The 26,761-nt window shown below is 41.8% G+C and carries 29 protein-coding genes and 1 riboswitch; of the genes, 21 read left to right on the plus strand and 8 right to left on the minus strand.

Going from position 1 to position 26,761, the window contains the following annotated elements:
• Nucleotides 1-12: 12 nt before the first annotated feature.
• On the plus strand, nucleotides 13-366 hold the full coding sequence (locus NSS80_RS02440) for a hypothetical protein (protein ID WP_024425366.1): 354 nt from the start codon (nucleotides 13-15) through the stop codon (nucleotides 364-366).
• Nucleotides 367-606: 240 nt separating this feature from the next.
• Nucleotides 607-831 carry a hypothetical protein gene (locus NSS80_RS02445; protein WP_034283982.1) on the plus strand — a complete coding sequence of 75 codons (225 nt, stop codon included), beginning with the start codon at nucleotides 607-609 and terminating at the stop codon, nucleotides 829-831.
• Between the two features lie 40 nt (nucleotides 832-871).
• Here NSS80_RS02445 and NSS80_RS02450 read toward each other — a convergent pair whose 3' ends face one another.
• The 4 genes from NSS80_RS02450 to NSS80_RS02465 form a co-directional block, all read right to left on the minus strand.
• Nucleotides 872-1,135, minus strand: a complete 264-nt coding sequence (locus tag NSS80_RS02450; protein ID WP_034283979.1) for a hypothetical protein — start codon at nucleotides 1,133-1,135, stop codon at nucleotides 872-874.
• Nucleotides 1,136-1,233: 98 nt separating this feature from the next.
• Nucleotides 1,234-1,803 carry a GNAT family protein gene (locus tag NSS80_RS02455; protein ID WP_034283978.1) on the minus strand — a complete coding sequence of 190 codons (570 nt, stop codon included), beginning with the start codon at nucleotides 1,801-1,803 and terminating at the stop codon, nucleotides 1,234-1,236.
• Between the two features lie 71 nt (nucleotides 1,804-1,874).
• Complete coding sequence (locus tag NSS80_RS02460; RefSeq protein ID WP_034283976.1) at nucleotides 1,875-3,152, minus strand: Nramp family divalent metal transporter; 1,278 nt, start codon at nucleotides 3,150-3,152, stop codon at nucleotides 1,875-1,877.
• A 221-nt stretch (nucleotides 3,153-3,373) separates the two neighbouring features.
• Entirely contained in the window at nucleotides 3,374-3,634 is a 261-nt protein-coding gene (locus NSS80_RS02465; RefSeq protein WP_024427360.1) for a GlsB/YeaQ/YmgE family stress response membrane protein, read from the minus strand.
• 155 nt (nucleotides 3,635-3,789) lie between these two features.
• On the opposite strand from NSS80_RS02465, the gene NSS80_RS02470 reads away from it, so the two are divergent.
• Complete coding sequence (locus NSS80_RS02470) at nucleotides 3,790-4,620, plus strand: EcsC family protein (RefSeq protein WP_034283975.1); 831 nt, start codon at nucleotides 3,790-3,792, stop codon at nucleotides 4,618-4,620.
• A gap of 25 nt (nucleotides 4,621-4,645) precedes the next feature.
• Here NSS80_RS02470 and NSS80_RS02475 read toward each other — a convergent pair whose 3' ends face one another.
• Nucleotides 4,646-5,743 carry a DctP family TRAP transporter solute-binding subunit gene (locus NSS80_RS02475; RefSeq protein ID WP_041116739.1) on the minus strand — a complete coding sequence of 366 codons (1,098 nt, stop codon included), beginning with the start codon at nucleotides 5,741-5,743 and terminating at the stop codon, nucleotides 4,646-4,648.
• Between the two features lie 82 nt (nucleotides 5,744-5,825).
• On the opposite strand from NSS80_RS02475, the gene NSS80_RS02480 reads away from it, so the two are divergent.
• From NSS80_RS02480 to NSS80_RS02515, 8 genes are all read left to right on the plus strand, one after another.
• Nucleotides 5,826-7,430 (plus strand): sensor histidine kinase, encoded by a 1,605-nt coding sequence (locus tag NSS80_RS02480; RefSeq protein WP_169737561.1) that lies wholly within the window; start codon nucleotides 5,826-5,828, stop codon nucleotides 7,428-7,430.
• Entirely contained in the window at nucleotides 7,427-8,110 is a 684-nt protein-coding gene (locus tag NSS80_RS02485; protein WP_034283970.1) for a response regulator, read from the plus strand. The genes NSS80_RS02480 and NSS80_RS02485 overlap by 4 nt, the downstream gene beginning before the upstream one ends.
• A gap of 124 nt (nucleotides 8,111-8,234) precedes the next feature.
• Entirely contained in the window at nucleotides 8,235-9,503 is a 1,269-nt protein-coding gene (gene dctP / locus NSS80_RS02490) for a C4-dicarboxylate transporter DctP (protein WP_034283967.1), read from the plus strand.
• A 197-nt stretch (nucleotides 9,504-9,700) separates the two neighbouring features.
• Nucleotides 9,701-10,723 carry an AI-2E family transporter gene (locus NSS80_RS02495; protein ID WP_024425375.1) on the plus strand — a complete coding sequence of 341 codons (1,023 nt, stop codon included), beginning with the start codon at nucleotides 9,701-9,703 and terminating at the stop codon, nucleotides 10,721-10,723.
• 63 nt (nucleotides 10,724-10,786) lie between these two features.
• A riboswitch (cyclic di-AMP (ydaO/yuaA leader) is annotated at nucleotides 10,787-10,920 on the plus strand.
• 76 nt (nucleotides 10,921-10,996) lie between these two features.
• Nucleotides 10,997-12,238 (plus strand): dicarboxylate/amino acid:cation symporter, encoded by a 1,242-nt coding sequence (locus NSS80_RS02500; protein ID WP_034283966.1) that lies wholly within the window; start codon nucleotides 10,997-10,999, stop codon nucleotides 12,236-12,238.
• A gap of 127 nt (nucleotides 12,239-12,365) precedes the next feature.
• Nucleotides 12,366-13,277 (plus strand): ABC transporter ATP-binding protein, encoded by a 912-nt coding sequence (locus NSS80_RS02505; protein ID WP_041116741.1) that lies wholly within the window; start codon nucleotides 12,366-12,368, stop codon nucleotides 13,275-13,277.
• Nucleotides 13,270-14,037, plus strand: coding sequence for an ABC transporter permease (locus NSS80_RS02510; protein ID WP_041116743.1), 768 nt, complete (start codon nucleotides 13,270-13,272; stop codon nucleotides 14,035-14,037). The genes NSS80_RS02505 and NSS80_RS02510 overlap by 8 nt, the downstream gene beginning before the upstream one ends.
• Before the next feature lie 117 nt (nucleotides 14,038-14,154).
• Nucleotides 14,155-14,490: a hypothetical protein gene (locus NSS80_RS02515; RefSeq protein ID WP_017366657.1), complete on the plus strand. Its 336-nt coding sequence runs from the start codon at nucleotides 14,155-14,157 to the stop codon at nucleotides 14,488-14,490.
• A gap of 97 nt (nucleotides 14,491-14,587) precedes the next feature.
• On the opposite strand, the gene fbpB is transcribed toward NSS80_RS02515, so the two are convergent.
• Nucleotides 14,588-14,737 carry a Fur-regulated basic protein FbpB gene (gene fbpB / locus NSS80_RS02520; protein WP_065215285.1) on the minus strand — a complete coding sequence of 50 codons (150 nt, stop codon included), beginning with the start codon at nucleotides 14,735-14,737 and terminating at the stop codon, nucleotides 14,588-14,590.
• 315 nt (nucleotides 14,738-15,052) lie between these two features.
• Complete coding sequence (locus tag NSS80_RS02525) at nucleotides 15,053-15,373, minus strand: thioredoxin family protein (protein ID WP_034283964.1); 321 nt, start codon at nucleotides 15,371-15,373, stop codon at nucleotides 15,053-15,055.
• A 184-nt stretch (nucleotides 15,374-15,557) separates the two neighbouring features.
• Between NSS80_RS02525 and NSS80_RS02530 the strand changes: the two genes are divergently transcribed.
• From NSS80_RS02530 to NSS80_RS02560, 7 genes are all read left to right on the plus strand, one after another.
• Complete coding sequence (locus NSS80_RS02530; RefSeq protein WP_041107469.1) at nucleotides 15,558-16,640, plus strand: D-alanine--D-alanine ligase; 1,083 nt, start codon at nucleotides 15,558-15,560, stop codon at nucleotides 16,638-16,640.
• 80 nt (nucleotides 16,641-16,720) lie between these two features.
• Nucleotides 16,721-18,085, plus strand: coding sequence for a UDP-N-acetylmuramoyl-tripeptide--D-alanyl-D-alanine ligase (murF, locus tag NSS80_RS02535; protein ID WP_317222187.1), 1,365 nt, complete (start codon nucleotides 16,721-16,723; stop codon nucleotides 18,083-18,085).
• An 18-nt stretch (nucleotides 18,086-18,103) separates the two neighbouring features.
• Nucleotides 18,104-18,796, plus strand: a complete 693-nt coding sequence (locus NSS80_RS02540; RefSeq protein ID WP_041089194.1) for an alpha/beta fold hydrolase — start codon at nucleotides 18,104-18,106, stop codon at nucleotides 18,794-18,796.
• Between the two features lie 127 nt (nucleotides 18,797-18,923).
• A complete protein-coding gene (locus NSS80_RS02545) occupies nucleotides 18,924-19,262 on the plus strand; it encodes a n-acetylglutamate synthase (RefSeq protein ID WP_081124015.1) in 339 nt (112 codons plus the stop codon).
• Nucleotides 19,263-19,427: 165 nt separating this feature from the next.
• Entirely contained in the window at nucleotides 19,428-20,927 is a 1,500-nt protein-coding gene (locus NSS80_RS02550; protein WP_034283956.1) for a DEAD/DEAH box helicase, read from the plus strand.
• 114 nt (nucleotides 20,928-21,041) lie between these two features.
• Nucleotides 21,042-21,521, plus strand: a complete 480-nt coding sequence (locus NSS80_RS02555) for a PH domain-containing protein (RefSeq protein WP_024425383.1) — start codon at nucleotides 21,042-21,044, stop codon at nucleotides 21,519-21,521.
• The gene (locus NSS80_RS02560) at nucleotides 21,511-23,007 is read left to right on the plus strand and encodes a PH domain-containing protein (RefSeq protein WP_041116752.1); all 1,497 of its coding nucleotides are present in this window, start codon (nucleotides 21,511-21,513) and stop codon (nucleotides 23,005-23,007) included. The genes NSS80_RS02555 and NSS80_RS02560 overlap by 11 nt, the downstream gene beginning before the upstream one ends.
• Nucleotides 23,008-23,061: 54 nt before the next feature.
• On the opposite strand, the gene NSS80_RS02565 is transcribed toward NSS80_RS02560, so the two are convergent.
• A complete protein-coding gene (locus tag NSS80_RS02565; protein ID WP_041116754.1) occupies nucleotides 23,062-23,667 on the minus strand; it encodes a rhomboid family intramembrane serine protease in 606 nt (201 codons plus the stop codon).
• 94 nt (nucleotides 23,668-23,761) lie between these two features.
• Here NSS80_RS02565 and acpS point away from each other — a divergent pair, with 94 nt between their 5' ends.
• From acpS to alr, 3 genes are all read left to right on the plus strand, one after another.
• Entirely contained in the window at nucleotides 23,762-24,127 is a 366-nt protein-coding gene (gene acpS, locus NSS80_RS02570) for a holo-ACP synthase (RefSeq protein ID WP_061110630.1), read from the plus strand.
• 160 nt (nucleotides 24,128-24,287) lie between these two features.
• On the plus strand, nucleotides 24,288-25,304 hold the full coding sequence (locus tag NSS80_RS02575) for an outer membrane lipoprotein-sorting protein (RefSeq protein ID WP_098677666.1): 1,017 nt from the start codon (nucleotides 24,288-24,290) through the stop codon (nucleotides 25,302-25,304).
• 127 nt (nucleotides 25,305-25,431) lie between these two features.
• The gene (alr, locus tag NSS80_RS02580; protein ID WP_034283949.1) at nucleotides 25,432-26,613 is read left to right on the plus strand and encodes an alanine racemase; all 1,182 of its coding nucleotides are present in this window, start codon (nucleotides 25,432-25,434) and stop codon (nucleotides 26,611-26,613) included.
• Nucleotides 26,614-26,761 lie beyond the last annotated feature (148 nt).

Raw genomic sequence — 26,761 nt, forward strand, 5'->3', positions numbered from 1 at the left:
GGGAGGAAAAATATGAGTAAGATAGCTATTAAGATAAGCTCAAAAGGTCCAATTAATAAATATGTATTACCTTTAAGAAAGTACACCGGTTTAGGAATTACAGATATAAAAAGTGGGATTGAAAACAAGGACTTTTTTTCCGAAACGGATGCAAATGATATTGATAGTATGGAAAATTTAAAGGAATTAGTTGATGCTTTACTGAATTTGGGAGCGGATGTGAAAATCTTTGATAGTGATGAATATGGTGAAGGAATATTTAATTATCAAGAAATTTCTTACGATGAATTGATCAATAGTATTGAGCGATTAAAAGAAATAATGGAAGAATTACAGGATTACGACGATGCTATGTCTGATGAGTGAAAGTGAACAATTAATAAAAGAATAATGAATGGAGCTTTGCCAGTAAAAGAACCTATGTAATTTTAACGTCTAAATGATGACATAAAAACTAAAAGATTACGATACTATGTTAACCTTGATTTTTTTACGAAATATCAAGGTTTTTTAAACTGAAAAAGCACTTGCAAACTCAATCACCCACTCATAATTGGAAATTACATGTTAAACTAATCCAATCACCACAAAAAAGGAGCTAAAACCATGCTATGGATTTTCACACAAAACCAGCAAAGTTTCGTTCATGTCCACGAAGTCACTGTAGCCGGCAAAAAGATTGAAGGGATGATCGCAGGAAGCGATACTTGGGTCAAGACGCTCGGTAAGTATGACTCAAACGATCGTGCAGCAGAGGTCCTTCAAGACATTGTGAAAACGATTGAAGCCAATCAAGATGCCACTGTGACTTACAGAATGCCAAATCAATAAAAAAGAAACCACCTTTCCATTGCGAAAAGGTGGTTTTTGTTTATGATTGTGTTTTTGCAAAGGCTAAAAATAAAGGAATGCCTGTGCCGACAAGGGTTGTGGCAAATAGGAACATACCGCAAATGAATAGAAAATGGCTGGCTGAAAAGACAAGTGCCAGAATGAGAAAAACGATGCTGAGTCCTGCCATGCTATATGATGGGACAAAGCGGCGTTTGTATGTGGCTTTCTTTGTTAAGAATGAGAAGAAAATGCCAAATAATAAAGGGACAATCCATAAGTAAAATAAAATAATAAGAGACATACTTCATACCTCGATTTTTCCTTCTATTTTATCAGATGCTGATCGCAACCGATACTACAAAGCTTCACTTTGTAAAATAATTCATGCAATCGACACAATTACGTGGGCTGATTCATAGAATGCGTTTTTTCTTTCATATATTCAGGCTGCAAAAGGGCGTATACACAATGATCCGTAAAGCGGTCGCCCAGCCATTCACATTGTCTCAAAATGCCTTCAAGCGAAAAGGATAAACGCTCTGCGATGCGTCTGCTCTTCAGGTTATCGACAGCAGCCCTGATTTCAATGCGGTGCAGTCCACAATCTTCAAATAAATAATGAATGACTGCTTTGCACGCTCTTGTCATGATGCCTTTTCCTTGATAGCCTTCTCCGAGCCAATAGCCAATTGAAACAGTCCTGTCGATCCAATGAATTTGGTGGGTGCCGATGATCCCGACAAGCTCTCCATGTGACCAGATGCCCGCTTGAAAACCGTTGTTCTGCAAGGCTTGCTGCATTGCGCCTTGAATGAACGCCATGCTGTCTTCTTCTGTTTTCGTTGAATCCACCCAAAGCATCCATTCACGTAAATGCTCTCTTGACCGCTGGATGAGCAAATATAGACTTCTTGCGTCTCTTGGCTCAAGCAGCCGCATAGCTATCTCTTGATCCTGATAAAAAAACATGTGCCCACATCCTCTCAGGGGAATTTTACCATAACCATATGAAAAGAAAAAGACAGCATCACTACTGTCTTTTACATAAACGTATCCACAATTAAAAAGAGATTGAGTGCGACAACAAGAGCTGCTATCACCCAAGATATTCCTGTTACCCAGCGGGCATTCGTTAATTCGCCCATAATTCGTTTTTTACTTGTAAATAAGATGAGCGGAATTAAAGCAAAGGCAATACCAAAGGATAAGACCACCTGGCTCATCACAAGTGCAGATGTCGGATTCACCCCAGATGCAATGATCACAATAGGGGGAATCATAGTAATCAGCCGGCGGACATACAGCGGAATCCGGTATTGAATAAAACCCTGCATAATGATATCGCCTGACAATGTACCGACAGAAGAGCTTGATAGTCCGGCTACAAGCAGTCCTACACCAAATAAGATAGCTGATACAGGACCTGCGAGTGTGCTAAAATGCTGGAACGCAACATCCAGATCTTCAACAAAGAGACCATTTTTATAAAATAAAGCGGCTGCCACAATCAACATACTGGCATTGATGGCTCCAGCGACTAGCATCGCAATAAGGATATCTAAAAACTCAAAGCGGAAAATCTGTTTTTTCTCCTTTTCCGTTCTGCCGACGACTCTCCTTTGGGTTAATGCTGAATGTAAATAGATCGCGTGCGGCATCACAGTGGCACCTAAAATTCCGGCTGCAAGCAGTACACTATCTGCGCCATCAAATTTTGGAATGAAAAGCCCGCCTGCGACACTTGCCATATCAGGCTTGGCGACAAAGGTTTGCACAGCGAAAGCGATCACGACAACGAACAGCATGCCAGTGATGCCGGCTTCTAATGCGCGATATCCCCGTCTTTGCAATTCTAAAATCGCAAATGATCCGATAGCTGCAATAATGGATGCTTCAAGCAGCGGGATCCGAAAAAGCAAGTATAAACCAAGTGCAGCCCCGATAAACTCGGCTAAATCTGTGGCAATAATGACGAGTTCGCCCTGAATCCATAAACCGATGGAGACGGGTTTTGGAAACTCTTCACGTGCGATTTCAGGTAAGTTTTTACCTGTCGCTATTCCAAGCTTTGCGGACAATGATTGAATGAGCAAAGCCATGAGATTTGATATGAGAATGACCCATAAAAGGAGATATCCATATTTAGAGCCAGCCGCAATGTTGGTGGCAAAATTTCCTGGGTCAATATATGCAATGGCAGCGATAAAAGCAGGGCCTAGAAAAGGAAGAAGCCTTCTAAATCCTTTGACCTTACCTTCAAGTGCACGCTCAGCTGCCGCTGACATGTGTGCCTGTGCCTCGATGTATTTGTTTGTCATATGTCATCACCTAGATTCTACAAAGTTTTGCTTGGGCACAAAAAGTTTCCTTGATGCAATTTTTAATCATCATATGCCCATATTCATGAAAAGTCAACTATCTGAACTAATAGGTTTGTTTATCATATGTAAGTGAAAAAAATAGATAGCTTGTCAACGAGCAACATAAAAAACACCGCCTCTTAGACGGTGTCCCTACTGCTTCCTCTGTTATTTGTTTTTTAAGATACCCTTGATCCCACACTGCGGAAGATCAGGCTTAAAATAATGACAAAGATCGCTGCTCCTAAGATTGCTGGAATGATCGCAAAGCCTGCCAGACTAGGACCCCACGTTCCCAGTAATCCATGACCAATCCAAGCGCCTACAAACCCGGCAATCATTGAACCGATCCATCCTCCTGGTACACTGCCCCCAGCGAGTGCACTCCCAATGAGACCGATGACAATCGCCACAACTAATGAAATTAGAAATCCTAACATGTTGACCACTCCTCTTTTGTTTGTTTATTAAGCAATAACCGTTTTGAAAAAGATTAAAACCTTTCGGAACCGCTTCAATGTTCTATACGTATGATGGACAAGGATTGTGTATAATAACAGACAAATACTTCAGCGACATCTAAGGAGGCATATGCATGGAGGAAAGAGAGTGGCTAAAAGCACAATTAAAGGAGATTGAAAAATGGGAGAAAGACCAGCAAAAGGTATGGTTTTGGGAGAAACTCAGCCGTCTTCCATTTCAAATGCTGGACAAGCTGACGCCTGCTTTTATTCAGAAAAAAATCGGTGTGCTGCTAGATGAAATGGGTCATTACATTCAGTCTGGCGGTGCCTATTTGACGTCGGAAAAAGGCATCATTCATCAATTTCAAAAGAAGTGTGAGGGCGAATCCATCCAGCGTATAGAGGATATTGGAAAGGCCCCAATCGAATTGATGGATGCCATTAGTGAACATATGGGGAAAAACAGAACGAATCTCGCGACGGTACAAGGTGCGACAACTGGTGTCGGCGGAATGTTTACGCTAGCTGCTGATATTCCTGCGGTCCTGGGCCTCTCTCTGAAAACATTGCAGGATATTGCCGTCACCTATGGCTATGATCCTAAAAACAAAGAGGAGCGGGTCTTCATCATTAAATGCTTGCAGCTGAACTCTGCGGATGTCGTTGGAAAGAAATCGATTCTAAAAGAGCTGAAAAGCTATCATGCATCCGAAGGGAAGCATGAAAACATGATTTCGCAAATTCAAGGGTGGCGTGAGGTCGTCTATAATTACCGGGATTCGTTTGGCTGGAAGAAACTGTTTCAGCTTGTGCCCATTGCTGGGATTTTGTTTGGTGCCGTTTCGAACCGCTCACAATTAAAAGGAATTGCCGAAACAGGCATGATGCAATACCGAAAACGAAGAATTTTAACAAGATTAGAAGAGCTCACGCAGCAAGAACAGAGTGAGTCCGGCGCATAAAAAAATCCCTTATCAAAGGGATTTTTTATTTGCTCTCATCCTCTTCCTGAAAAGCATGAATAGGTGAGTGTTCATAACGTGCACGCAGTTCGCGGATCTGTTTGATGAGGGTGGAGCCGATCGTTTTTTCGGCTTCATCATACAAAGGATCAAGGGCTTTCATCCATTTTTGTCTTTCTGCTGGCGTCAATTCATGAATGGCAATCGGCGATTCACGTTTAATGTCCTCCAGCTGATCTTTGTTCATCTGTTCTGCATGCTTTTCATTCCAAGCCGTTGTTTCTTCCATGGCTTCAAGTAAAATTCGTTTCGTTTCGGGTGTCTGGCGGTCAAAGAAGGATTGATCTGTTAAGACCACATAGCCTAAATACCCGTGATTGCTGATCGTCATATAGTCTTGTATATGATAGAATTTTTTTGAATAAATATTTGAAATGGTATTTTCTTCACCGTCTACTTTTTTGGTTTCTAATAGCTGAAACGTTGAATTAAATGATTCCTGATAGGGCTTTGCGCCAAGGAGTTTGAATTGTTTTTCAATCATGTCGCTTTGCATAATGCGGAGAGACTGGTTTTTTAAATCAGCCGGCTGTTTGATGGGCCCTTTATTAGAGGTAATTTGCTTAAAGCCATTTGTCCAATAAGCCATTCCCTTTAATCCATCTTTTTGCAGCGTGCCAAACAACCTTTGTCCAATTGCACCGTGCAGGCCTTCTTGAACCGCGCTGTAATTTGAAAAAGCAAAGGGAAGATCAAGTGCCAGCCACTCAGGAGACAGCATGCCGAGCTTCGAGGTAGACGGAGCGATAAATTGAACTTGATTCTCTTTGAGTGCATTAATTTCTTCAATATCAGAATAAAGGCTTCCGTTGGAGAAAATTTGAATGCTGATCTTTCCATCGGATTTTTCGTGCACGAGCTCAGCAAATTTCTTTGCGGCAAGTCCTTTAGGTGTATTGTCTGCCACGACATGGCTGAATTTGAACACAAGCTGGTCCTTCAGTCCTGTCTGTTCATCATCAAAGGTTGTCGCTGATTTTGGCATCATATGATAAAAACCAAAGTATAAAGCGGTTACAAAACCGATCATGAGCAAAAGTGTATAAGCGAGTAAATTCTTCATGCGTCAGATCCCCCTTATGTCAAGCATACTTGACAGAGGAAGAATTCGTAAAGATACAGGTGAAAAAATGATGAGAAATCGATTGAAATTACAACAATTATCTATTAGATGGAAGCTTACCATCCTCACATATTTCGTTGTCATTTTCGCCCTTTTAATCGGAGGAATTGTCCTTGTTGGGGGAATTCAGCAAACAGAGGAACGGGAGCTTCGAAAAAGACTCATGAACACGGCGAGAACTGTGGCTGAAATGAATGAGGTGAAGCAGGCGTTAGCTGATCAGACAAAGGAACGTGATCGATTACAGCATGCGATCGAAGAGATTCGGATTATTCAAGACGCTGACTACATTGTCGTGATGGATATGGATCATGTGAGATTAACGCATCCAGTGAAAACGAGGATTGGCCAGCGCTCAGAAGGAACTGATGAAGAGCCGGCTTTTGCAGAGCATATTTATTTCTCAGAAGCAGAGGGAGAGCTTGGAACAGCCATCAGAGCTTTTTATCCAGTCAAGGATGATCAATTTAATCAAACAGGGGTTGTGCTTGTAGGAAGAACTCTGCCAAGTATGGCAGATATATTAGGCGAAATGAAGCGCGATATCCTCATGATTCTCCTCTTGACGCTCAGCTTTGGGCTTGTGGGTTCATTTTTGCTCGCCCGTCATATTAAACAGCAAATGTTTAAGCTGGAGCCGCATGAGATTGTGAGAATGCTAGAGGAACGCACTGCAACCTTTCACTCTATTAATGAAGGGGTTATCGCCATTGATAATCAGCACATGATTACCATTTTTAATGAGAAGGCGAAGCAGATTTTTGGCGTGACGGGTGATGTCGTGGGCCGGAATATTTGGGATGTGCTGTCTGATACAAGACTTCCTGAAATTATCGATCGCGCAGAACCCGTCTACAATGAAGAAATTCATATGAGCGGAAAGCGGATCATGAGCAGCCGGATTCCGATTGTGATGAAAAAGAAGATCATCGGAGCAGTTGCCATTTTTCAGGACCGGACGGAAGCGGCAAAATTGGCGGAGGAGCTCACAGGGGTTAAGAACTTTGTGGACGGTTTGCGGGTGCAAAACCATGAGCATATGAATAAGCTTCATACGATTGCCGGTCTGATTCAGCTGGGTAAAGCCGATCAGGCGCTCGATCTGGCCTTTCAAACGACAGAGGAGCAGGAACATGTGACGGACTTTCTTCACCGCGTCATAGAGCATGATGCTGTCTCAGGGTTATTGATGAGCAAAATCAGAAGGGGCAAGGAGCTTGGCATCATGGTCGAAGTAGATGAACATAGCTGTCTGCGTGATTTCCCTGAACGGCTTGATCAGCATGATATGACGAAGCTGCTCGGAAATCTCATTGAGAACGCCTTTGCTTCGTATGATACTGTAGAAAGAGACACAAAAGTCATTTCCATTAGTATCGATCAAACGGAGGATGTCCTCGCGATTTTAATTGAAGACAATGGCTCCGGGATCGAAGAAGAAATGATTCCTTCTATTTTCGATAAAGGCTTCACACATGGCAAAGAGGGCGGAACAGGCTATGGCCTGTATATTGTAAAAACGATTATCGACAAAGGGATGGGAAGTGTAGAGGTCACATCAAGCATCGGCATTGGTACCACCTTCTCAATCGAATTCCCAATGACCATAGAGGAGAGAGACAGATGACTCAGATTAAGGTGCTGTTAATTGAAGATGATCCGATGGTGCAAGAAGTGAATAAAGAGTTCATTATGAGTGTTCCTGGCTTTCAAGTAGCAGCTGTCGCTGGAAATGGGGAGCAGGGCATCCAGCTGATCAAAGAGATTCGTCCAGACCTCGTGGTACTTGATGTATATATGCCAAAAAAGGATGGCGTCAAAACGCTACAAGACATCAGAAAACAGAAGATGAAAGTGGATGTGATTGTCATTTCAGCAGCGAAGGACAAAGAGACCATCGGCATCATGCTTCAAAATGGTGCGCGGGATTATATTATTAAACCATTCAAATTTGAACGAATGAAAGAATCACTTGAAAGCTATAAGGCGTTTAAATCAAAAATCCAAACCGCAGCAGAATTTTCTCAGGAGATGCTCGATGATATCATACGAAAGCCTGCTGTTAAGCAGGAAGATACTTGGCTTCCTAAAGGGCTGAATGTGCATACGATGAACGAAATTAAAGCTTATATGGGCTTGCAGGAAGGCGCCCAGTCTGCAGAGGAAGTTGCTAATGCACTTGGCATAGCCCGTGTCACGGCACGCCGGTATTTAGACTTCCTCGTCAAAGAAGGCGAGCTGAAATTAGATATGCAATATGGGGGGATTGGACGTCCTGTGAATAAATATATCGTACATTCTGACTAAGAGACCAAAAAGACCAAAATGTACGATATGTCCATAAGCTTCACAGCCTTTGATGAAATCGCTATCATTTATCTACAGATAACAGTTAAGCGTTTACATCAAAGGGTGAGGGAGTTGATTTTTTATGAAAAGGCTTTTGAAGAACCTGACATTTCAGGTGATTGCAGCTGTCATCATCGGGATCATTGTCGGGATGGTTTGGCCAAACGTCGGAAAAGAAATGAAGCCGCTTGGTGACACCTTTATCAATGCCGTTAAAATGGTCATTGCACCAATTATTTTCTTAACCATTGTTCTTGGTATTGCCAAGATGGGGGATATGAAAAAGGTTGGAAAAGTTGGGGGAAAAGCATTTATTTATTTTGAAGTCGTCACGACACTTGCTCTGGTCATCGGTCTTTTTGTTGTGAATATCATGAAGCCAGGTGCAGGTCTTGACTATAGCAAGCTTGAAAAAGGGGATGTCTCACAATATACCCAAAATGGCGGACAGGGTATCGACTGGATGGAATTTGTTACACACATCGTGCCATCTAACATGGTTGATGCTTTCGCAAAGGGTGATATTTTACAGGTCTTATTCTTCTCTATTTTATTCGGTGTTGCGCTCGCTGCTCTTGGCGAGAAGGGGAAAGGCATCATCGAATGGCTTGATAAGCTGTCACTTGTTTTCTTTAAAATCATTGGATATATCATGCGTGCTGCGCCGCTCGGTGCGTTTGGGGCAATGGCTTATACGATCGGACACTTTGGTTTAGCATCAATTAGACCGCTGGCAAGTCTGATGCTCTCCGTTTATATGACGATGTTCCTGTTCATCTTCGTTGTGCTGAACATCATTTGTAAAATGTATGGCTTCAGCCTGCTAGGTTATTTAAGGTTTATCAAGGATGAAATTTTGATTGTTCTTGGCACAAGTTCTTCAGAATCCGTGCTGCCAAGAATGATGGATAAAATGGAACGCTACGGGTGCTCTAAGTCTGTTGTTGGTCTTGTCATTCCAACAGGTTATTCCTTTAACCTAGACGGAACTTCAATCTATTTATCAATGGCCGTCGTCTTCTTGGCACAAGTGTTTGGTGTAGACTTGTCGATCGGTCAGCAGATCACTATTATCCTTGTTCTGATGCTTACATCAAAGGGAGCAGCTGGGGTGACAGGAAGCGGATTTATCGTGCTTGCATCTACTCTTGCGGCACTACAGGTCATTCCGTTAGAGGGTCTAGCACTGCTGCTTGGGGTTGACCGCTTCATGAGTGAAGGAAGAGCGATTACAAACCTCATTGGAAATGGAATTGCAACAATTGTTGTCGCGAAGAGTGAAGGTGAATTTGACGAAGCGAAGAGCAAAACAGCACTTCAGGAAATGCGGAATATGAAGCAGGCTGTTTAGTATAAAAACAACCAAAAACCGAAACCTTATGTTCTACATGGGTTCGGTTTTTTTGTGTAAAAAAGAAAAAACAATAAAATTAATACAAATCGTAAGACCTCTTTGACCTTTTATTATATAATTTACAGAAGGATCCGATATAATGTATATCAGATACGATGAAAAATAGACTTTAGTCCTGGCAGGTGTGTAACGTAATGACGGCATTTTTAAAATTGTTCGAAAAACCCGGTGTTAAGCGGTTTTCAGTATTTGTAGTATTAGCCACAGCATTATATCTATTAAGAGGAATGATGAATTTAATTCTTTTGACCTTCATTTTCACCTTTTTGATGAATCGGTTGGAAGAGGTCATTAGAGGCTTTTTAAATCGCTTCCTGAAAATAGGACAGAAATCGGTCATTACCATTTTGTATATTCTTCTGGCTGGCGGATTGACATTTGGCGGATTCGTTTTTGTGCCAATCATCGCCAAACAGGTAGAGCAGCTATTTCATTTAGGAAAGAAAATTGCAGATCATCCACAAGATTTACCCTTCTTTGACGTCATCACGAACGTATTCGGAGATTTCAAAATATCAGCTTTCTTTGAGAAAGGGTTTAATTTCCTCTATACATACATAACCGATTTCAGCACATTCAGTATCCAGGTCATTATGTCCTTAATATTAAGCATGTTCTTCCTGTTCGAAAAAGAACGCCTCATTCAATTCATGAACAAGTTCAAAACGAGTAAAATCTCCGTGTTCTATCATGAAATTGCCTTCTTTGGACGTAAATTTTCCCGAACGTTTGGAAAAGTACTTGAAGCTCAGTTTATTATTGCAACCGTTAATTGTGTGCTAACGACCATCGCGTTAGGCATTATGGGTTTCCCGCAGTTATTTGGATTAGCGGTCATGGTCTTTTTGCTAGGCTTAATCCCAGTAGCGGGTGTAGTGATCTCTCTTATTCCACTCAGCATCATTGCGTATACACTCGGAGGCGGAATGTATGTCCTGTATATTGTGCTGGTGATTGTCATTATCCATGCCATTGAAGCATACTTCTTGAATCCGAAGCTCATGTCAGCTAAAACAGAGCTCCCTATTTTCTTCACGTTTATTGTGCTGATCTTCTCTGAACACTATATTGGCATTTGGGGACTTATTATCGGTATCCCAATCTTTGTGTTTATTTTAGATATTCTTGAAGTGACAAATAGGGAAGAAAGTAATTAAAAAGTTCATATGAACCTGTTTACAATTTTCTAAAAATAAGGTATAAATGGTATGAAAATATCATATTACCACACGCTTAATCCTTCTAAAGGAATGGGGGACCCAAATTTTTGGGGTGAATTTTTCTTATCTGAGAAAAAAGGACATCTCTTCGTCCTAACCCGTCAGCTAACCTCATCAGCGTGAAGAGAGTAGACAGTGGTACATGTATGGACACGCAGGCCCACGAGAAGACTCTCTCGTGGGCTTTTTGACGAGGAAGGGGAGATTTTATTGAAGCTGGCGACGAAAATTATTATTGCCTTGTTTGTAGGTGCAATCACAGGATTGCTGCTCAACCTTTTTGCTCCAGATGTATTCAAAGTGTTAGACCCTTATTTATTTACACCTCTAGGTCAAATCTTCTTAAACCTGATTAAAATGCTGGTTGTGCCCATTGTATTCTTTTCGATCACGCTCGGTGTAGCAGGCCTTGGTGATCCGAAGAAGCTAGGCAGAATCGGCGCAAAAACCATTACTTATTTCCTGCTCACTACAACTTTTGCCATCATCATTGGCATCTCATTAGCCTTATTGATCAAGCCGGGAGCCTTCGGCAATTTTGATACAAAAGCGGCTGATTATTCCGCAGAGGAAGCCCCATCAATGGCAGACACACTACTCAACATCATTCCAACCAATCCAGTCCAATCGTTAGTTGAAGGAGACATGCTTCAAATTATCGTCTTCTGTGTATTTTTAGGTCTTGGCATAGCCATGCTTGGTAAAAAAACGGAAGGCTTGCTGAAACTGTTTGAACAAGGAAATGAATTAATGATGTATCTTGTCGGTGTTGTGATGAAATTTGCACCGTACGGGACATTCGGTTTGATTGCAACGGCAATCGGCAGTCAGGGCCTGGATGCCATGAAAGCGATGGGACTTTACTTCTCGGTCGTGTTAATTGCGCTGATCCTGCATTTCTTCCTGACATATGGATCAACCATTGCTATCTTAGCTAAACGAAATCCAATGGCATTCTTTAAGGGATTTTCACCAGCGATGGTTGTTGCATTTAGTACATCAAGCAGTAACGCAGTGCTGCCGGTATCAATGGAAACAGCGCAAAAGCGTTTAAAGGTGCCAGAGCCGATTTCAAGCTTTGTACAGCCGCTGGGTGCAACCATTAATATGGATGGCACAGCCATTATGCAAGGTGTTGCGACCATTTTTATCGCTCAAGTGTATGGGGTTGAACTGACGCTTGTTCAAATGCTGACGGTTGTCTTAACAGCTGTTTTAGCAAGTATCGGTACAGCAGGTGTCCCAGGGGTAGGGCTCATCATGCTGGCCATGGTGTTAAATTCCGTGAATCTTCCTGTTGAGGGAATAGCGCTGATCCTTGGCATAGACCGCTTATTAGATATGGCAAGAACCGTAGTTAATATTACAGGTGACGCAGCATGTGCGGTGATTGTTTCTGAAACCGAAAAGAAGCACGAAAAAGAAGCGCCGACACCTAACTTATCACTGTAATAAGCAAGAAGGGCTGACTGGATCAGTCCTTTTTTTCATGGAATGATTTGTCTCGCGTGATATACTTTTTACAGGATGAGCGGTCATAACTGCCGCCACAGGCTTTACATCAGAAGGAGGAACCACTTTGCAGTCTGCTGTTTTAAAAGTAGAGAAAGTCGATAAACTAATTGGCCGGAAAATGATCTTGCAGGATATTTCTATAGACATTGGGCAAGGAGAAATTGTCGGATTACTTGGTCCCAATGGGTCTGGCAAAACAACTTTGATTCGATTGATCGTTGGCTTGATGAAAAAAAACAATGGCAACATCATGATCAATGGATATTCACAAGATGACGATTTTCTTAAAGCGATGTCATCTGTTGGTGCGATCATAGAAAACCCAGAATTTTATTCGTATTTAACAGGCTTTGAAAACCTTGAAATGTATGCAGCGATGCACGATGGCGTGACGGAGGAACGCATTCAGGAAGTGGTGGAAAGAGTTCGTCTGGAGGATGCCATTCATCAGAAGGTCAAGACGTATTCACTAGGGATGAAACAAAGGCTTGGGATTGCACAAGCTATTTTGCATCGGCCAAACCTGCTCATTTTAGACGAACCGACAAATGGACTGGACCCTGCAGGAATGAAGGAATTCCGGGAGCACTTACAAATGCTTGTAAAGGAAGAAGGAACCTCGGTGTTATTTGCGACGCATTTATTGCATGAGGTAGAGGAGCTATGTGACCGCATGATTATCATTCAAAAGGGACAGATCAAAGCTAGTACTCATCTCCGGGATATGGAGGGGAAAGAGCAGGTGCTGATGAATGTTCAGCCAGTAGAAAAGGCGGTCTCATGGCTTGACGCACACGACTATACATATGAACGAAATGGAGCGCGTGTACTGCTTCAACTGAACAAAGAACGTGTGCCAGAGCTGAACAAACAGCTTGTGCTGGCGGGGTTTGATGTACTTGAATTGATGCCTCAAAAGCAGTCAATTGAAGAGGCATTTATAAAATGGACGGAAGGCGGGACGACAGATGCTTAACCTCATCAAGAATGAGCATAAGAAAATCATGAAGAAAAAGATCACACTCATTGCTCTTTTATTGATCGTTGTATTTCAACTGGCCATGGCTCTAACCTTAAAACGAGTCATATCAAGCTTTGGCGGACAAGACACAGTCGCGAACTATTTTGCTTATTCCACGAACGTCGTGTTTATTTTGCAGGTGCTTGCTGTTGTTATTGGCGCGACCTTGATCTCAACAGAGTTTCAGAAAAGGACGATCAAGTTTCTATTGATCCGGCCAAAAACAAGACTGCACATTTTTCTGTCAAAATACATCACACTTGTGCTGACAGTCATTTATTTGTTTGTTTTTTATTATGTTTTGGCTTTTCTATTTGGTCTTATTTTCTTCGGTACTGATTTTGATGAAAGAACAGGGCAATTATTTCAGCATACGTTTGCCGTCATTGGATCTCAGTGGGTGGAAGTGATCATGATGGCAAGCTTTGCTTTTATGTGTTCCAGTTTGTTTAGAAACAGTCTTGTTGCCCTTGTGACCTCGTTTTTTGTTTTATATGCGGCGAAATCACTTGTGCCGATCATGTCTCTCTTAGAAAATCAGTGGGGGAAAATACTCCTTTTCGCGAATACGGACTTTACTCAGTACAGCTTTCAAGGACCGCCGCCTTTTCATGGGATGAGCATTTTGTTTTCTCTATTTATAGTAGGGGCGCATTTTGTTTTCTTTATTGGATCGGCTTGGATTCTTTTTTGGAAACGTGATGTAAATGTGTAAAAATTGTGTCAAATAACAAGAAAAATTCGTGACATCTTTGTGAAAACGAGTCTGTATTTCACGATAACCGGCTGATTTTGTCTTATAATAAGAGGGAGTCATGGAGGTGGCACTATCGTGAAAAATTTCATTACGGCTTTACCAATTTTGCTGCTGCTGTCGTTTTCGTTTGTGTCTTTTGCCTTCCAATTTGATCATCTTGTTTATTTCAGACTAGCGCTGGGGATTTTTTCGTTAGCGGGTCTTTTCTTTCTGTATACACTTAAAAGAAATATGAAATGGTTCATGGTCTATTTATATGCGAGCTGGATCGTTCTTGCTGCCGTCACGACATTTGAGGAACCTGTCTTTTCTCAATTTTTCTTCGGTGGTTTAACGATGACAATGGGTTATCTCACATATATGCTCATTTATTTAGGTATGAAGCAGGACCGTGTAGCGAAATCACATTAAAACAAAAGCCGATAAAATCGAATAACAGATTTTATCGGCTTTTTTATTTTGTTGAAGCAGACAAAAGAGCAGTCAGTGATGACTGCTCCTCTCATAGTTATGATTCACGCCCAGCAGCTGCAAGCTGCTTCTGGTGTTTTTTGTCGATGGTTTCGTAAATACTTTCCATCATTTGAGGATCGCGCATGATGGCCTTTTTGTTCTCTTCAATCAATTGCTGGTAGGTTTTAATTTTCTTCTTAGACATGTGACTCATCGCTCCTTAATAAGAATGGACGTCTATAGGATTTCACATAGATGAAATTGATAATCATTTTCAATTAGCAATTCCATTATACAAAGACAAATGTCAGAAGTAAAGATTCAATTCAGAAAATTCACGTAACCGACATATTCCAAGCTGGTTCGACGCTGCATTCTTTCCCAGGAAATAATGTTGTCGTGACTTGTCGTAAGTGAAACATCAATTTGAAACGTTTTGGCTGTGCAGCTCGTCTTATGAAGAGATTTAAAAAGAAAAAAGACATCAGCAAGAGTTTGCTGATGTCCTTCGTTTCATCAATTAAGAAACGTGCTCTTGAAGAAATTCTGTCACTTCTTCAGGCGATTTTGCATTTGCACTGTGTAAATGACCTGTTTTTTCACCATTTTTGAAAATTAACAGGCTTGGAATGCCCATTACCTGATACGTTTCAGCTAATTCAGGGAAATCATCTTTATTTATTTCAAACCATTCATGGTGAGCATAAGCTTCTAGGATGTCTGGAATGAACATGTCCATTCTTGTACAGTCAGGACACCATGTTGCAAAGAATTTAACGATGACTTCTTTGTCTGATTGAATCATTTCATTGAATTGTTCAGTACTTGTGATTTTTTTCAATTTGTCACAACTCCTTTTCAATGTCATTTTAATATAAAATAAAGGCGAATGACATACAAATGCTCGGGAGGCGCTTACAACCTTTACAAATCATTTCAATTACGTAACAACAAAAATTAATTAGAGCATTTTTGCTTGAAAGTGATAAGATAGTAAAGATGAATTTTAGTGGGGGGAGTATCCATTGAAAATAAGTTTAGGATTGATTTACGGCGGAAAGTCAGCCGAACATAATGTATCACTGCAAACAGCCCTTGCAGTTACAAAAGCACTTAACACTGAGAAGTTCGATATACATCCAATTTATATTACAGAAGAGGGTGAATGGTTAAGAGGAGAAAAACTCACTGAACCAGTATCAAACGTCAAAATGCTTCAATTTGAACAGAACGCAAAGACGTTTTTACCAACTTCTTTAAATGAAAGCATGTTTCCACAGCCTGCATCGGCTGATGAGAAAATTGATGTTGTCTTCCCGTTGCTGCACGGACCAAATGGAGAAGATGGCACAATGCAAGGATTACTTGAACTGTTAAATATCCCGTATGTCGGCAACGGCGTTCTCGCGTCTGCCGCGGGTATGGATAAAGTCATGATGAAAGATGTTTTTGCACAAGCAGGACTTGCACAAGCAAAGCACCTTTCTTTCAATAAAAAAGACTACGAGAAAGCGACACCAGACAGCTTAGAACAGGTTGAAAAGGTACTGGGCTATCCATGCTTTGTGAAACCTGCCAACATGGGATCAAGTGTTGGAATTAGCAAATGCCGCAGCAAAGAAGAACTGCAGACTGCATTTGACCTCGCTTTCCAATATGATCGTCGTGTGGTCGTAGAAGAAGGCGTCGTTGGAAGAGAAATCGAGATTGGTGTATTAGGCAATGATGAGCCGAAATGCTCTGTCGTTGGTGAGATTGCACCTAAAACAGATTTTTATGATTACAAAGCAAAATATGAAGATGGCGATACAGATTTGATCATTCCGGCGAGTGTGTCAGAGGATGAATATAAGACGATTCATGACATGGCAATTAAGGCATTTAAAGCCCTCGATGGATCTGGTCTCGTACGTGCAGACTTCTTCCTTACAGAAAAAGGTGAAGTGTTGATCAATGAAGTGAATACAATGCCTGGATTCACACCATTTAGTATGTTCCCATTACTTTGGAAGCACACTGGTGTAGAGTATCCAGAGTTAATTGAAAAGCTGGTGTCACTTGCAATTGAACGCCATCAAGAAAAACAAACCATTAAAACAACTTTTTAATGTGAGCAGCAAGCAGACACTATCCTTAGGTAGTGTCTCTTTTCCTTCAAACGTGAAATGAGAAAGAGAGGCGAAAAATCATGATCAAACGTACAGTGAAACAAATCGCCCAAATGGCTGGTGGAACCCTATCTAATCAAGCTTTTGGCGAAGAACAGATTCACGGAGTGACAACAGATACACGAAAAGTATCAAACGGCGCCCTGTTTATCCCGCTTATCGGAGAACATTTTAACGGTCACACATTTGCTTCGAAAGCAGTGGAGCTTGGAGCATCAGCTGTTCTTTGGAATCAAAAAGAAGCCAATCCGCCAGAAGGCGTTCCAGTAATTCTTGTAGAGGATACACTAACTGCGCTTCAACAGCTGGCAAAATCATACTTAAAAGAAGAAAATCCTCGTGTTGTCGGTATTACAGGAAGTAATGGGAAAACCACAACGAAAGATATGATTCATTCCGTCTTGCAAACAGCGTATCAAGTTCATAAAACAGACGGTAACTTTAATAATCATATCGGTCTTCCGCTCACCATTCTTGCAATGCCTGAAGGAACCGATATTGCGGTTTTGGAGATGGGCATGAGTGCAAAAGGCGAAATCGAATTTTTATCAGATCTGGCTGAGCCTGATGCGGCAGTCATCACAAATATCGGGGAATCACATATGCAAGATTTAGGATCAAGAGAAGCCATTGCTGATGCAAAATGTGAGATCGTAAAAGGATTAAAAGAAGACGGCATCTTTTATTACTTAGGTGATGAGCCTTTGCTTCGCGAAAGAGCAAGTTCACTCTCTCAGCGTGTAAAAACCTTTGGAGAAGCAGAGGACTGTGATATCAAGGTAACGCACATCAACCAGCTTGCAGAAGGAACAGAATTTCAGGTCGAAGGGTATGCCCAAGGTTTTCTCATTCCTGTATTAGGGAAACATAATGTGAAGAATGCGCTTGCTGCTATTGCTATTGGCCAACATTTTGGGCTGAATGAAAGACAAATAGCCCAGGGACTGATGCAAACGAAGTTGACGGGGATGCGTCTTGAGCTGTTTAAAACAGATAAAGGAATCACTGTCATTAATGATGCGTATAATGCAAGTCCTACTTCTATGAAAGCAGCCATTGATCTTGTGGGGGATATGGACGGCTTCGCCAATCGTATTCTTGTACTTGGAGACATGCTCGAAATGGGCAGCGAAGAAGAAACGTATCATTATGAATTAGGCCGTTACATCAAGCCAGAATTTATTGATCATGTCATGACGTATGGCCGTCTAGGTGCATTCATTGCTGAAGGAGCGAAAAAATCATTCGGGGCTGAGCACGTGTTCTCCTTTATGAACAAAGAGGACCTAAAGAAAAAACTAGCTGAAGTGGCAGGGCCTGACGATGTTGTGCTTGTCAAAGCCTCACGCGGAATGAGATTGGAAGAAGTCATTACTGCACTATAAAAGTGAGAAGGTGACAGAATGATTGGCTGTTTATGTATCCACGGTTTTACGGGTGCCCCTTATGAAGTAGAACCGCTGGCGCAGTATTTAAAACAGGCGGCAGATTGGAATGTGCAGTCTGTCACGCTTCCGGGGCATGGGGATGAGCTTCAGTTAAAAGGCATTCTTTATCAAGAATGGATAGCGACAGCTGAACTCGAACTTCTATCCCTTTATCGAACTTGTGACACCGTGTATTTGGTCGGCTTTTCTATGGGCGGAATGATTGCTTCTTACTTAGCAGCGAAGTACCCAGTTGCCCGTCTCGTTCTTTTAAGTGCTGCGGCCAAATATGTGAACCCAAAACAAATGATGCAAGACACAAGGCAGATGGTAAAGGAGTCCCTGTCAGGGATCATTGATACAAACCCTTTATATGATCGATATCGCCATAAGCTCACAAGCACGCCGCTGTCAGCTGCGATAGAATTTATGAAGCTGGTAAAGCAAACGAAGAATTCGCTTGAGAAGCTTCATCTGCCTGTGTTAATTGTTCAAGGGGAAAGCGACGGGATTGTGCCTGCTTCAAGTGCAGAATTTATTTATCATAAGGTCCCGTCTCGCCAGAAAGAAATGTTTTATTTGCCCGATTGTAAACATCATGTTTGTCATGAGCCATGTGCCCAGCAATTGTTTGAGAAAGTAGAACATTTTCTAAAAAAAGCAATTTAATATATAGAAAAGCTAAATTGTGGCTAAACTAATATAAATTGAATCCCACTTGTTAAAATTTGCATCATTTTTGTCGAATGTGTGACAGGCCTATGGTACAATAGGAAAGAAAAGGTGGTTGATTCGGTTGTTTCAATATGACGGAAAAACCTTTATCCCGCAGTCTAATTCGAGTAACGGAGAAGTATCAGCAGGAACCATATTTCAATATCGTCAGGACGGAAATATATTAACGGGCACATATCAAGGCGGCAGTATTGTATCTGGCGTACTTGTAGGAACTGTGAATGAGGATGGAACACTTCATTTTAGATACCACCATGTAAGCAAGGACGGCAGCATGAGAAGCGGGGCTTGCGAGTCCACTCCTAAGCAGCTGGATAACGGAAAAATTCAACTGTTTGAAAAGTGGAAATGGATGGACGGAGATCAAAGTGAAGGTGAATCTGTCATTGTAGAGCAGTAGATATATCCATTTCTGTCTTGTTGAAAAACAAATAGTGTAATGGTAAGATATAAGGTAGGGTAATTCGGGCTTTGTATATAATGGACCTGTCCTTTCAGAAAAGGGCAGTTTTTAATGATCATTCACGAGATTACTGAAACAGCAATTAGAAGGAGTTTGAATAAATTGACTATAACGTTTCAAGATTTTCAATTAAGCGAAAGTCTCATGAAGGCTATTAACCGCATGGGATTCGAAGAAGCAACACCGATTCAAGCAGAAACGATTCCTCTCGGTCTTCAAAATAAAGATGTCATCGGACAAGCACAAACAGGAACAGGAAAAACTGCAGCATTTGGTATTCCTCTTGTAGAAAAAATCGACCCAGCGTCTCCAAATATCCAAGCGATTATCATTGCGCCAACAAGAGAATTAGCGATTCAAGTATCTGAAGAGCTATATAAAATCGGCCAAGACAAGCGTGCACGCGTACTTCCTATTTACGGTGGACAAGATATCGGCCGTCAAATCCGTTCGCTCAAGAAAAATCCTCATATCATCGTAGGGACTCCAGGACGTTTACTCGATCACATTAACCGTCGTACAATGCGTCTTCAAAACGTTGAAACAGTTGTGCTAGATGAAGCAGACGAAATGCTAAACATGGGTTTCATCGAAGACATTGAAGCGATCCTTTCAAATGTACCAAGTGAACACCAAACACTTTTATTCTCTGCGACAATGCCTGCACCAATTAAGCGCATTGCAGAGCGTTTCATGACAAACCCAGAACACGTAAAAGTAAAAGCGAAAGAAATGACTGTATCTAACATCCAACAGTTCTATTTGGATATTCACGAACGTAAAAAGTTTGATACATTGACTCGTCTTCTTGACATTCAATCACCGGAGCTTTCAATTGTCTTCGGCCGTACGAAACGCCGTGTGGACGAATTGACTGAAGCACTTAACCTTAGAGGTTATACAGCTGAAGGAATTCATGGTGACCTGACTCAAGCAAAACGTATGGTTGCGCTTCGTAAATTCAAAGAGGGTTCAATCGATGTGCTTGTCGCAACAGACGTTGCAGCACGTGGACTTGATATCTCAGGCGTCACACACGTGTATAACTTTGACGTACCGCAAGATCCAGAAAGCTACGTGCACCGTATTGGACGTACAGGACGTGCTGGACGTACAGGTATGGCGATGACATTCATCACACCACGTGAAAAAGATATGCTTCGTGCGATTGAGCAAACGACTAAACGTAAAATGGATCGTATGAAAGAACCTACACTAGATGAGGCGATTGAAGGACAACAGCAAGTAACAGTTGACCGTCTACGCACGATCATCAGTGAAAACAACTTGAACTTCTATATGACAGCTGCTGCTGAATTGTTGGAAGATCATGATTCTGTGACAGTGGTTGCAGCTGCGATCAAAATGATGACAAAAGAGCCGGATGCAACGCCTGTTCGTTTAACAGATGAAGCACCGATGATTTCTAAACGTCATCGTAACAACCGCAGTTCTTCTAAACGCAGAGACGGCGGCGGTGGCGGAGGCTACCGTGGAAAAGGCAAGAACACCCGTTCATCTTATGGTGATAAAAAGCGTTCTTCAAATGACCGCAATCGTTCTTCTAACGATCGTCGTCAAAAGAAATCTTATAACAACTAACATACAAGAGCGAATCCTTTGCAGGGTTCGCTTTTTTTAACAGGCTGAAATTGAAACTTTTTAGGCTTTGTTACGTAATATATTGATAGAAAAGTAAGAGAATGGGGGAAGAATGTGAGAAAACAGCCGCAACGTCAAATTAGTTTAAATGGTTTAAAGGTATGGCGTCTTCAAAATGGAATTATCTCATTGATTTTCTTACTCATCATCATTGGGGTATTTGTTGCCAGCTACTATTTTCAATGGCCATATTGGATTGGAGCGATCCTTTCTGGTTTATGGGTCTTACAGGTCATTTTTGGCATTTGGCTCATACCAAAAATCCGCCACCACATCTGGCGCTACGAAGTATTCGAAAATGAAATTGAAATACAGCATGGACTCATTCGCGTCACACGTGTAATTGTGCCAATGGTTCGTGTTCAGCATGTTGATACATCTCAAGGACCGCTTTTAAGGCGCTACCGTTTGGCCTCTGTTCAAATTTCGACTGCTGCCACAGTTCATGATATACCGGCGCTAGAATTAGAAGAGGCAGATGAGCTTCGTGATTACATATCTCGTTTAGCAAGGGTGACAGAAGATGATGTCTGAACCAAAACGTGTACATCCCATCTCGATGTTCATTGATTTTATATCAGATGCTGTATCCATGATCAAAAACTTCATTATCCCTTTTTTCGTGCTGATTTTTGTGAACTCGAATTCGAGCATTCGTTTTTATGCATTTATCATTCTCGGTGTGCTGCTTTTATGGAAAGCTGTTTTTACCATTTTAGAATGGAGACGATTTACCTACCGGATGGAAGACGATGAATTTCGCGTGGAATCGGGTGTAATCACGAAAAAGAAAAAATATATCTCGTTAGAACGTATTCAAACGGTCAATACAAGTGAAGGTATTTTCCAGCGAATTTTCGGTTTAGTACGGGTCCAAATCGAAACGGCAGGCGGAACGGATGGTCCAGAAGTGAGCCTGACCGCGATTACAAAAGCAGAAGCGGAACAATTAAAAAAGTCGATTTTCAACCGGAAGAAAAGCTTGCAGGAAGAAGAAATGACGGATGAAGCAGGTGATCTTAATGGCCATTTGACTGCGCAAAAACCTGTGCAGGAAGAAATCAATGTCTCCTATCGTATGGGTGTGCCAGAATTGCTTTTGGCTGCGACCACTTCAAGCGGTATCGGTGTCATTATCTCAGGGTGTCTCGCCATCTACACGCAAATAGATGAAATTCTCCCTTTGGACGGGTTCTTCAAGCAGTTCTCTTTTTTAAGCCATGCGAGCATTGAAATCTATGCGATTTTGATATTTCTTGCCGTATTGATCGCATGGATCTTGAGTGTTGGGGTAACAGCACTTCAGTATGCGAATTTTGCTGCAAAACGAAAAGGGAATGACATCATCATTACAAGAGGGCTCATCGAGAGACATCAAATGACCATTCCACTTGCGAGAATTCAAGCAGTGAAAATCAAAGAGAATATGATCCGTGAGCCTTTTGGTTTTGCGACGGTGATGCTTGTTAGTGCAGGAGGTTCGATTACAGAGAAAGAAACCTCTTCCGTCTTATTTCCGCTCATTCGGAAGAAAAAAATAAATGAATTGCTTTCACAATTCACCGATCATTATCATGTAGCACCAGAAACAGAGCTGAAAAAAGTGCCAAAACGTTCGCTCAAGCGCTACCTGATCTCATATGGCTTTGTGCCGTTACTTGTAGGTATCATCCTGTCGGTACGCTTTCCGCCATGGGGATATTTGGGACTCATTCCGTTACCGCTTGCTCTATTCTTTGGCTATTTAGCTTATAAACAATCAGGATATACAATCAAAGATTCATTGATTCAAATGACATCAAGAGGCATTGGCAAGACCACTGGCATTGTCTTGAGAAAACGAATGCAAAACTATACGATGACGCAATCTTTTTTCCAAAAGAAAGGTCGGGTCGCCAGTATTCACACCTTTGTGAAATCCTCTGCGCTGCTTGATTCCTTTGGTGTGCATCACCTTGAGGAAGAAGATGCGGCACGTGTATTTGATTGGTATTCGTATGAAAAAAATCAATCGTCTTAAACGAAAAATGTCGATCAGCTCCTGCTTGAGGAGTGATCGACATTTTTTATGAGATTAATAGCGTCTTTTTTTCGAATGGAAAAGCAGCGTAATCGGTGCTAGAATCATACCGCCGATCAATCCAAATAAGTGAGCCATGATATTGATGTTCGAATTGACGAACGTCATGATGACAGAAACAGCAAGAATCGTTAAAATCACTTGTGAATTCCCGCGGTCCATCATGTGCGGTTTAAACAGGACAAGGTATAGATAAACCCCAAACAAACCGAAGATCGCACCGGAAGCGCCAACATGTACATACTCTAAAGGCTCCACCCAATAGGTTCCGAGATTGCCAATGAATCCTGCACCGAGATAAATGATTAGAAATCGAACCTTCCCAAGCAAATGTTCAAGCGCTGGGGCGAACAAGAAAAGGGACATGGAATTGAATAAAATATGCGTGAGACTCCCGTGCAGAAAAATAGGTGTGACGAGACGCCACCATTCCCCAGCTGCTACACCATAATTGAAACCGACGAGATGATCCTGTCCAAGCTGTATAATAGGGATAGGAACCGCAAAAATAAGCCACAGGCCGATTTGTAAAGCAAGGATCGCTGTTACGATTGGATACGATCTAATAAATTGTTGAAAGCTCTCCGTTCGAATAAACATAACAAACCCCTTTTGACTAGATAATGGTAAGTTTATAGTAACACGTTTATGAAGCGAACACTCAAATTAGTACGAGTATCATAGGAGGTACCTCATGATCAAAGGAATAGGCATTGATATTGTAGAGATCGACCGTCTTTCGCGGGTGCTCAGCAGACAGCCCCGTTTACCGGAACGAATTTTGACTTTAAGTGAACAGGACGTCTTTCTTACACTCAGTGAAAAAAGACAGCTGGAATTTTTGGCAGGACGCTTTGCGGCAAAGGAAGCCTTCGCTAAAGCATACGGAACGGGAATCGGTGAGCATTTAAGCTTTCATGACATAGACATTCAAAAAGACGATAAGGGGAAACCCTTCATCAAAAGCGAGAAAGCAGAGGGAGATCAGGTCCATGTGTCGATAACCCATACAAAGGAATATGCTGCTGCACAAGTTTTAATTGAAAGGTTGTCAAGCTAGTCTGCATATTGTTTGTCCCCCCTTCATATATTGGGTAGTGCGATAAGGAAGGGCGAGTTGCTAACAGGCTTTGATGGTTCGCGGTACGCAGTTAACTCTTGAGGCGTACTGTTAAAGTCAAACAAGCGGTTTCTTCCTTTTAACACAATTAACGAAGGGGTTGAAAAGGGTGAGAAAAAGCTTTGTTTTGCTTGTAACGGGAATCCTTTTTGTACTGATTCTCTCCGCATGCGGTCAAAAATCTCAGAAGGATATCGTTGGAGATTTAAACAAAAAGGCAGAGGAAATGACATCATACAAAGCCAAAGCAAAAATGACCATTGAGACAGGAAATGACCCGCAGGAGTACCAGGTAGAAATTTGGTACAAAAAGCCGGAGCTTTACCGTGTCTATTTAGAAAATCCGAAAAAGGATCAGAGTCAAGTCATTTTAAGAAATGGCAATGGTGTGTTTGTGCTGACACCTTCATTGAACAAGAGCTTCCGTTTCCATAGTGATTGGCCGAATAATAGCAGTCAGGTCTATTTATTCGAATCACTTGTGAAGGACATTAAAAATGACAGTGCAGCTCAGTTCAAAGCGAAAGAGTCAAAGTATGTGTTCGAAACGAAGACCAATTATCAGCACAACCAAATGCTGCCTACCCAAGAGATTACCTTTCATAAGAAAACAATGGCGCCTGCCAGTGTGAAAGTGCTGGATAGCGACAAAAAGCCAATGGTGAAAGTGGAATTCTCTCACTTTGAATTCAATAAATCCTTTGACAAAGATGCATTTGATGAGAAGAAAAACATGACACTCTCTCAAATGGATGTTGCCACAAGTGCAGACCCATCTGACAGCTTTGCGGTGAAAACACCAGTTGATATGCCAGAAGGCGTGAAGAAGATGGAAGAAAAAGAAATGACGACAGATGCTGGGAAGCGTTATGTGATTACTTACGGCGGCAAGAAATCCTTCACACTCATCCAGGAAAAAGCGAGAGTAGCTGAAGCATCTACGCCTGTCACGATGAACGGCGAGCCGGTCGATCTTGGCATGACAGTAGGGGTTCTGACAGATCAATCCCTCTCATGGACATCTGACGGAGTTGACTATTTAATTTCCTCAAGTGATCTATCGAAGGAAGAGCTGTTGATGGTTGCAAAGAGTGTAGAAGGCCAGTCAGCTAAATAGGCGAGAGCCTTAAAAAACAACATATCAGCCCTGTGCAAGGGCTGATTTTCTTTGATTTGTTTCACATTATTCTTGATTTTTAGTATCATATGAGGGGATTGAATCATTCAATAGGGAAGTGTGACTGATGGACACAAATGCCTTTTATAGAGACACATGGGCAGAAATTAATTTAACAGCAATCAAGCACAATGTTTCACATATGAAAGATCATATCGGTCAAAATGTTCAATTGATGGCTGTTGTGAAAGCCAATGCATATGGACATGGAGATATAGAAGTGGCAAGAGCTGCCCTCAAAGCAGGTGCAGACTTGTTAGCTGTAGCCTTTTTAGATGAGGCCATTTCTTTAAGAAATCAAGGCATTAAAGCACCGATTCTTGTACTCGGCGCTGTGCCGCCGGAGTATGTCAAAACCGCCGTTCGATACAATGTGGTCATGACCGCTTACTCCACCAGCTGGCTGAGGGAAGTCGTCGATATGATGAAAGGGCAGATGGGACAACCCATTCGTTTTCATTTAAAAATAGACAGCGGAATGAACCGTTTAGGTGTGAAAACGTTAGAGGAAGTGAATGAAGTAAAGAAGCTTGTCAGCGAGCATTCTTATTTACAGCTGGAAGGTGTATTTACTCACTTTGCGACAGCAGATGAAAAGGATGAGAACTATTTTGAGCGGCAAGTCGACACCTTTCAAACCCTGCTTCAGCCGCTTCATACGGAAAAGCTGCTCGTTCATTGTGCCAATAGTGCAGCAGGTTTGAGGTTTAAAGAAGTGTTGTTTAATATGGTTCGCTTCGGCATCAGTATGTACGGGCTGTCACCATCAGAGGAAATCAAAGATGAACTTCCTTTCAAGCTGGAAGAAGCCATGTCTCTTCATACAAAACTCGCCCATGTGAAGCTCATTCAAAAGGGTGAGAGTGTCAGCTATGGGGCGACGTATACAGCTAATCAAGATACATGGATCGGTACGGTACCAGTCGGCTATGCAGACGGGTGGATCCGGAAGCTGGCAGGAACGGAAGTACTTGTTGGCGGTAAGCGCCGGAAGATTGCCGGAAGGATATGTATGGATCAATTCATGGTTGAACTGAAAGAGAACCTTCCGGCAGGGGAGCCAGTCGTTTTGATTGGTGGACAAGGTGAAGAAATGGTATCAGTCGATGAAATTGCCAAAAGGCTTGAAACCATTAACTATGAAGTCACTTGCTCCATTGGCCACCGCGTCCCAAGAGTTTATATAGAGGACGGCAAAAGGGTGCATGTGCGGAATCCGCTTCTTCAAGGCGGGGCAAGCTTTTTCTAAACAGCTTTCACAGGAACGATCGTCAAACTGACATCGTTCCTTTTTATTCTACAAAGAAGGGGTAAACATTCTCCCTTTTTTAGAGATTTTGGAAATACCGTATGATTTTCGGAAAAAAGCGTATAATGTGAAAGAGGAACTCCATTAT

The sequence above is a fragment of the Bacillus sp. FSL M8-0350 genome, assembly GCF_038593345.1.
Classification (GTDB): domain Bacteria; phylum Bacillota; class Bacilli; order Bacillales; family Bacillaceae; genus Bacillus; species Bacillus safensis.

Bases quoted from the DNA above. Each gene is read 5' to 3' on its own strand.
- NSS80_RS02440 (WP_024425366.1), top strand. From the start codon at position 13: ATGAGTAAGATAGCTATTAAGATAAGCTCAAAAGGTCCAATTAATAAA.
- NSS80_RS02445 (WP_034283982.1), top strand. From the start codon at position 607: ATGCTATGGATTTTCACACAAAACCAGCAAAGTTTCGTTCATGTCCAC.
- NSS80_RS02450 (WP_034283979.1), bottom strand. From the start codon at position 1,135: ATGTCTCTTATTATTTTATTTTACTTATGGATTGTCCCTTTATTATTT.
- NSS80_RS02455 (WP_034283978.1), bottom strand. From the start codon at position 1,803: ATGTTTTTTTATCAGGATCAAGAGATAGCTATGCGGCTGCTTGAGCCA.
- NSS80_RS02460 (WP_034283976.1), bottom strand. From the start codon at position 3,152: ATGACAAACAAATACATCGAGGCACAGGCACACATGTCAGCGGCAGCT.
- NSS80_RS02465 (WP_024427360.1), bottom strand. From the start codon at position 3,634: ATGTTAGGATTTCTAATTTCATTAGTTGTGGCGATTGTCATCGGTCTC.
- NSS80_RS02470 (WP_034283975.1), top strand. From the start codon at position 3,790: ATGGAGGAAAGAGAGTGGCTAAAAGCACAATTAAAGGAGATTGAAAAA.
- NSS80_RS02475 (WP_041116739.1), bottom strand. From the start codon at position 5,743: ATGAAGAATTTACTCGCTTATACACTTTTGCTCATGATCGGTTTTGTA.
- NSS80_RS02485 (WP_034283970.1), top strand. From the start codon at position 7,427: ATGACTCAGATTAAGGTGCTGTTAATTGAAGATGATCCGATGGTGCAA.
- dctP (WP_034283967.1), top strand. From the start codon at position 8,235: ATGAAAAGGCTTTTGAAGAACCTGACATTTCAGGTGATTGCAGCTGTC.
- NSS80_RS02495 (WP_024425375.1), top strand. From the start codon at position 9,701: ATGACGGCATTTTTAAAATTGTTCGAAAAACCCGGTGTTAAGCGGTTT.
- NSS80_RS02510 (WP_041116743.1), top strand. From the start codon at position 13,270: ATGCTTAACCTCATCAAGAATGAGCATAAGAAAATCATGAAGAAAAAG.
- fbpB (WP_065215285.1), bottom strand. From the start codon at position 14,737: ATGTCTAAGAAGAAAATTAAAACCTACCAGCAATTGATTGAAGAGAAC.
- murF (WP_317222187.1), top strand. From the start codon at position 16,721: ATGATCAAACGTACAGTGAAACAAATCGCCCAAATGGCTGGTGGAACC.
- NSS80_RS02540 (WP_041089194.1), top strand. From the start codon at position 18,104: ATGATTGGCTGTTTATGTATCCACGGTTTTACGGGTGCCCCTTATGAA.
- NSS80_RS02560 (WP_041116752.1), top strand. From the start codon at position 21,511: ATGATGTCTGAACCAAAACGTGTACATCCCATCTCGATGTTCATTGAT.
- NSS80_RS02565 (WP_041116754.1), bottom strand. From the start codon at position 23,667: ATGTTTATTCGAACGGAGAGCTTTCAACAATTTATTAGATCGTATCCA.
- acpS (WP_061110630.1), top strand. From the start codon at position 23,762: ATGATCAAAGGAATAGGCATTGATATTGTAGAGATCGACCGTCTTTCG.
- alr (WP_034283949.1), top strand. From the start codon at position 25,432: ATGGACACAAATGCCTTTTATAGAGACACATGGGCAGAAATTAATTTA.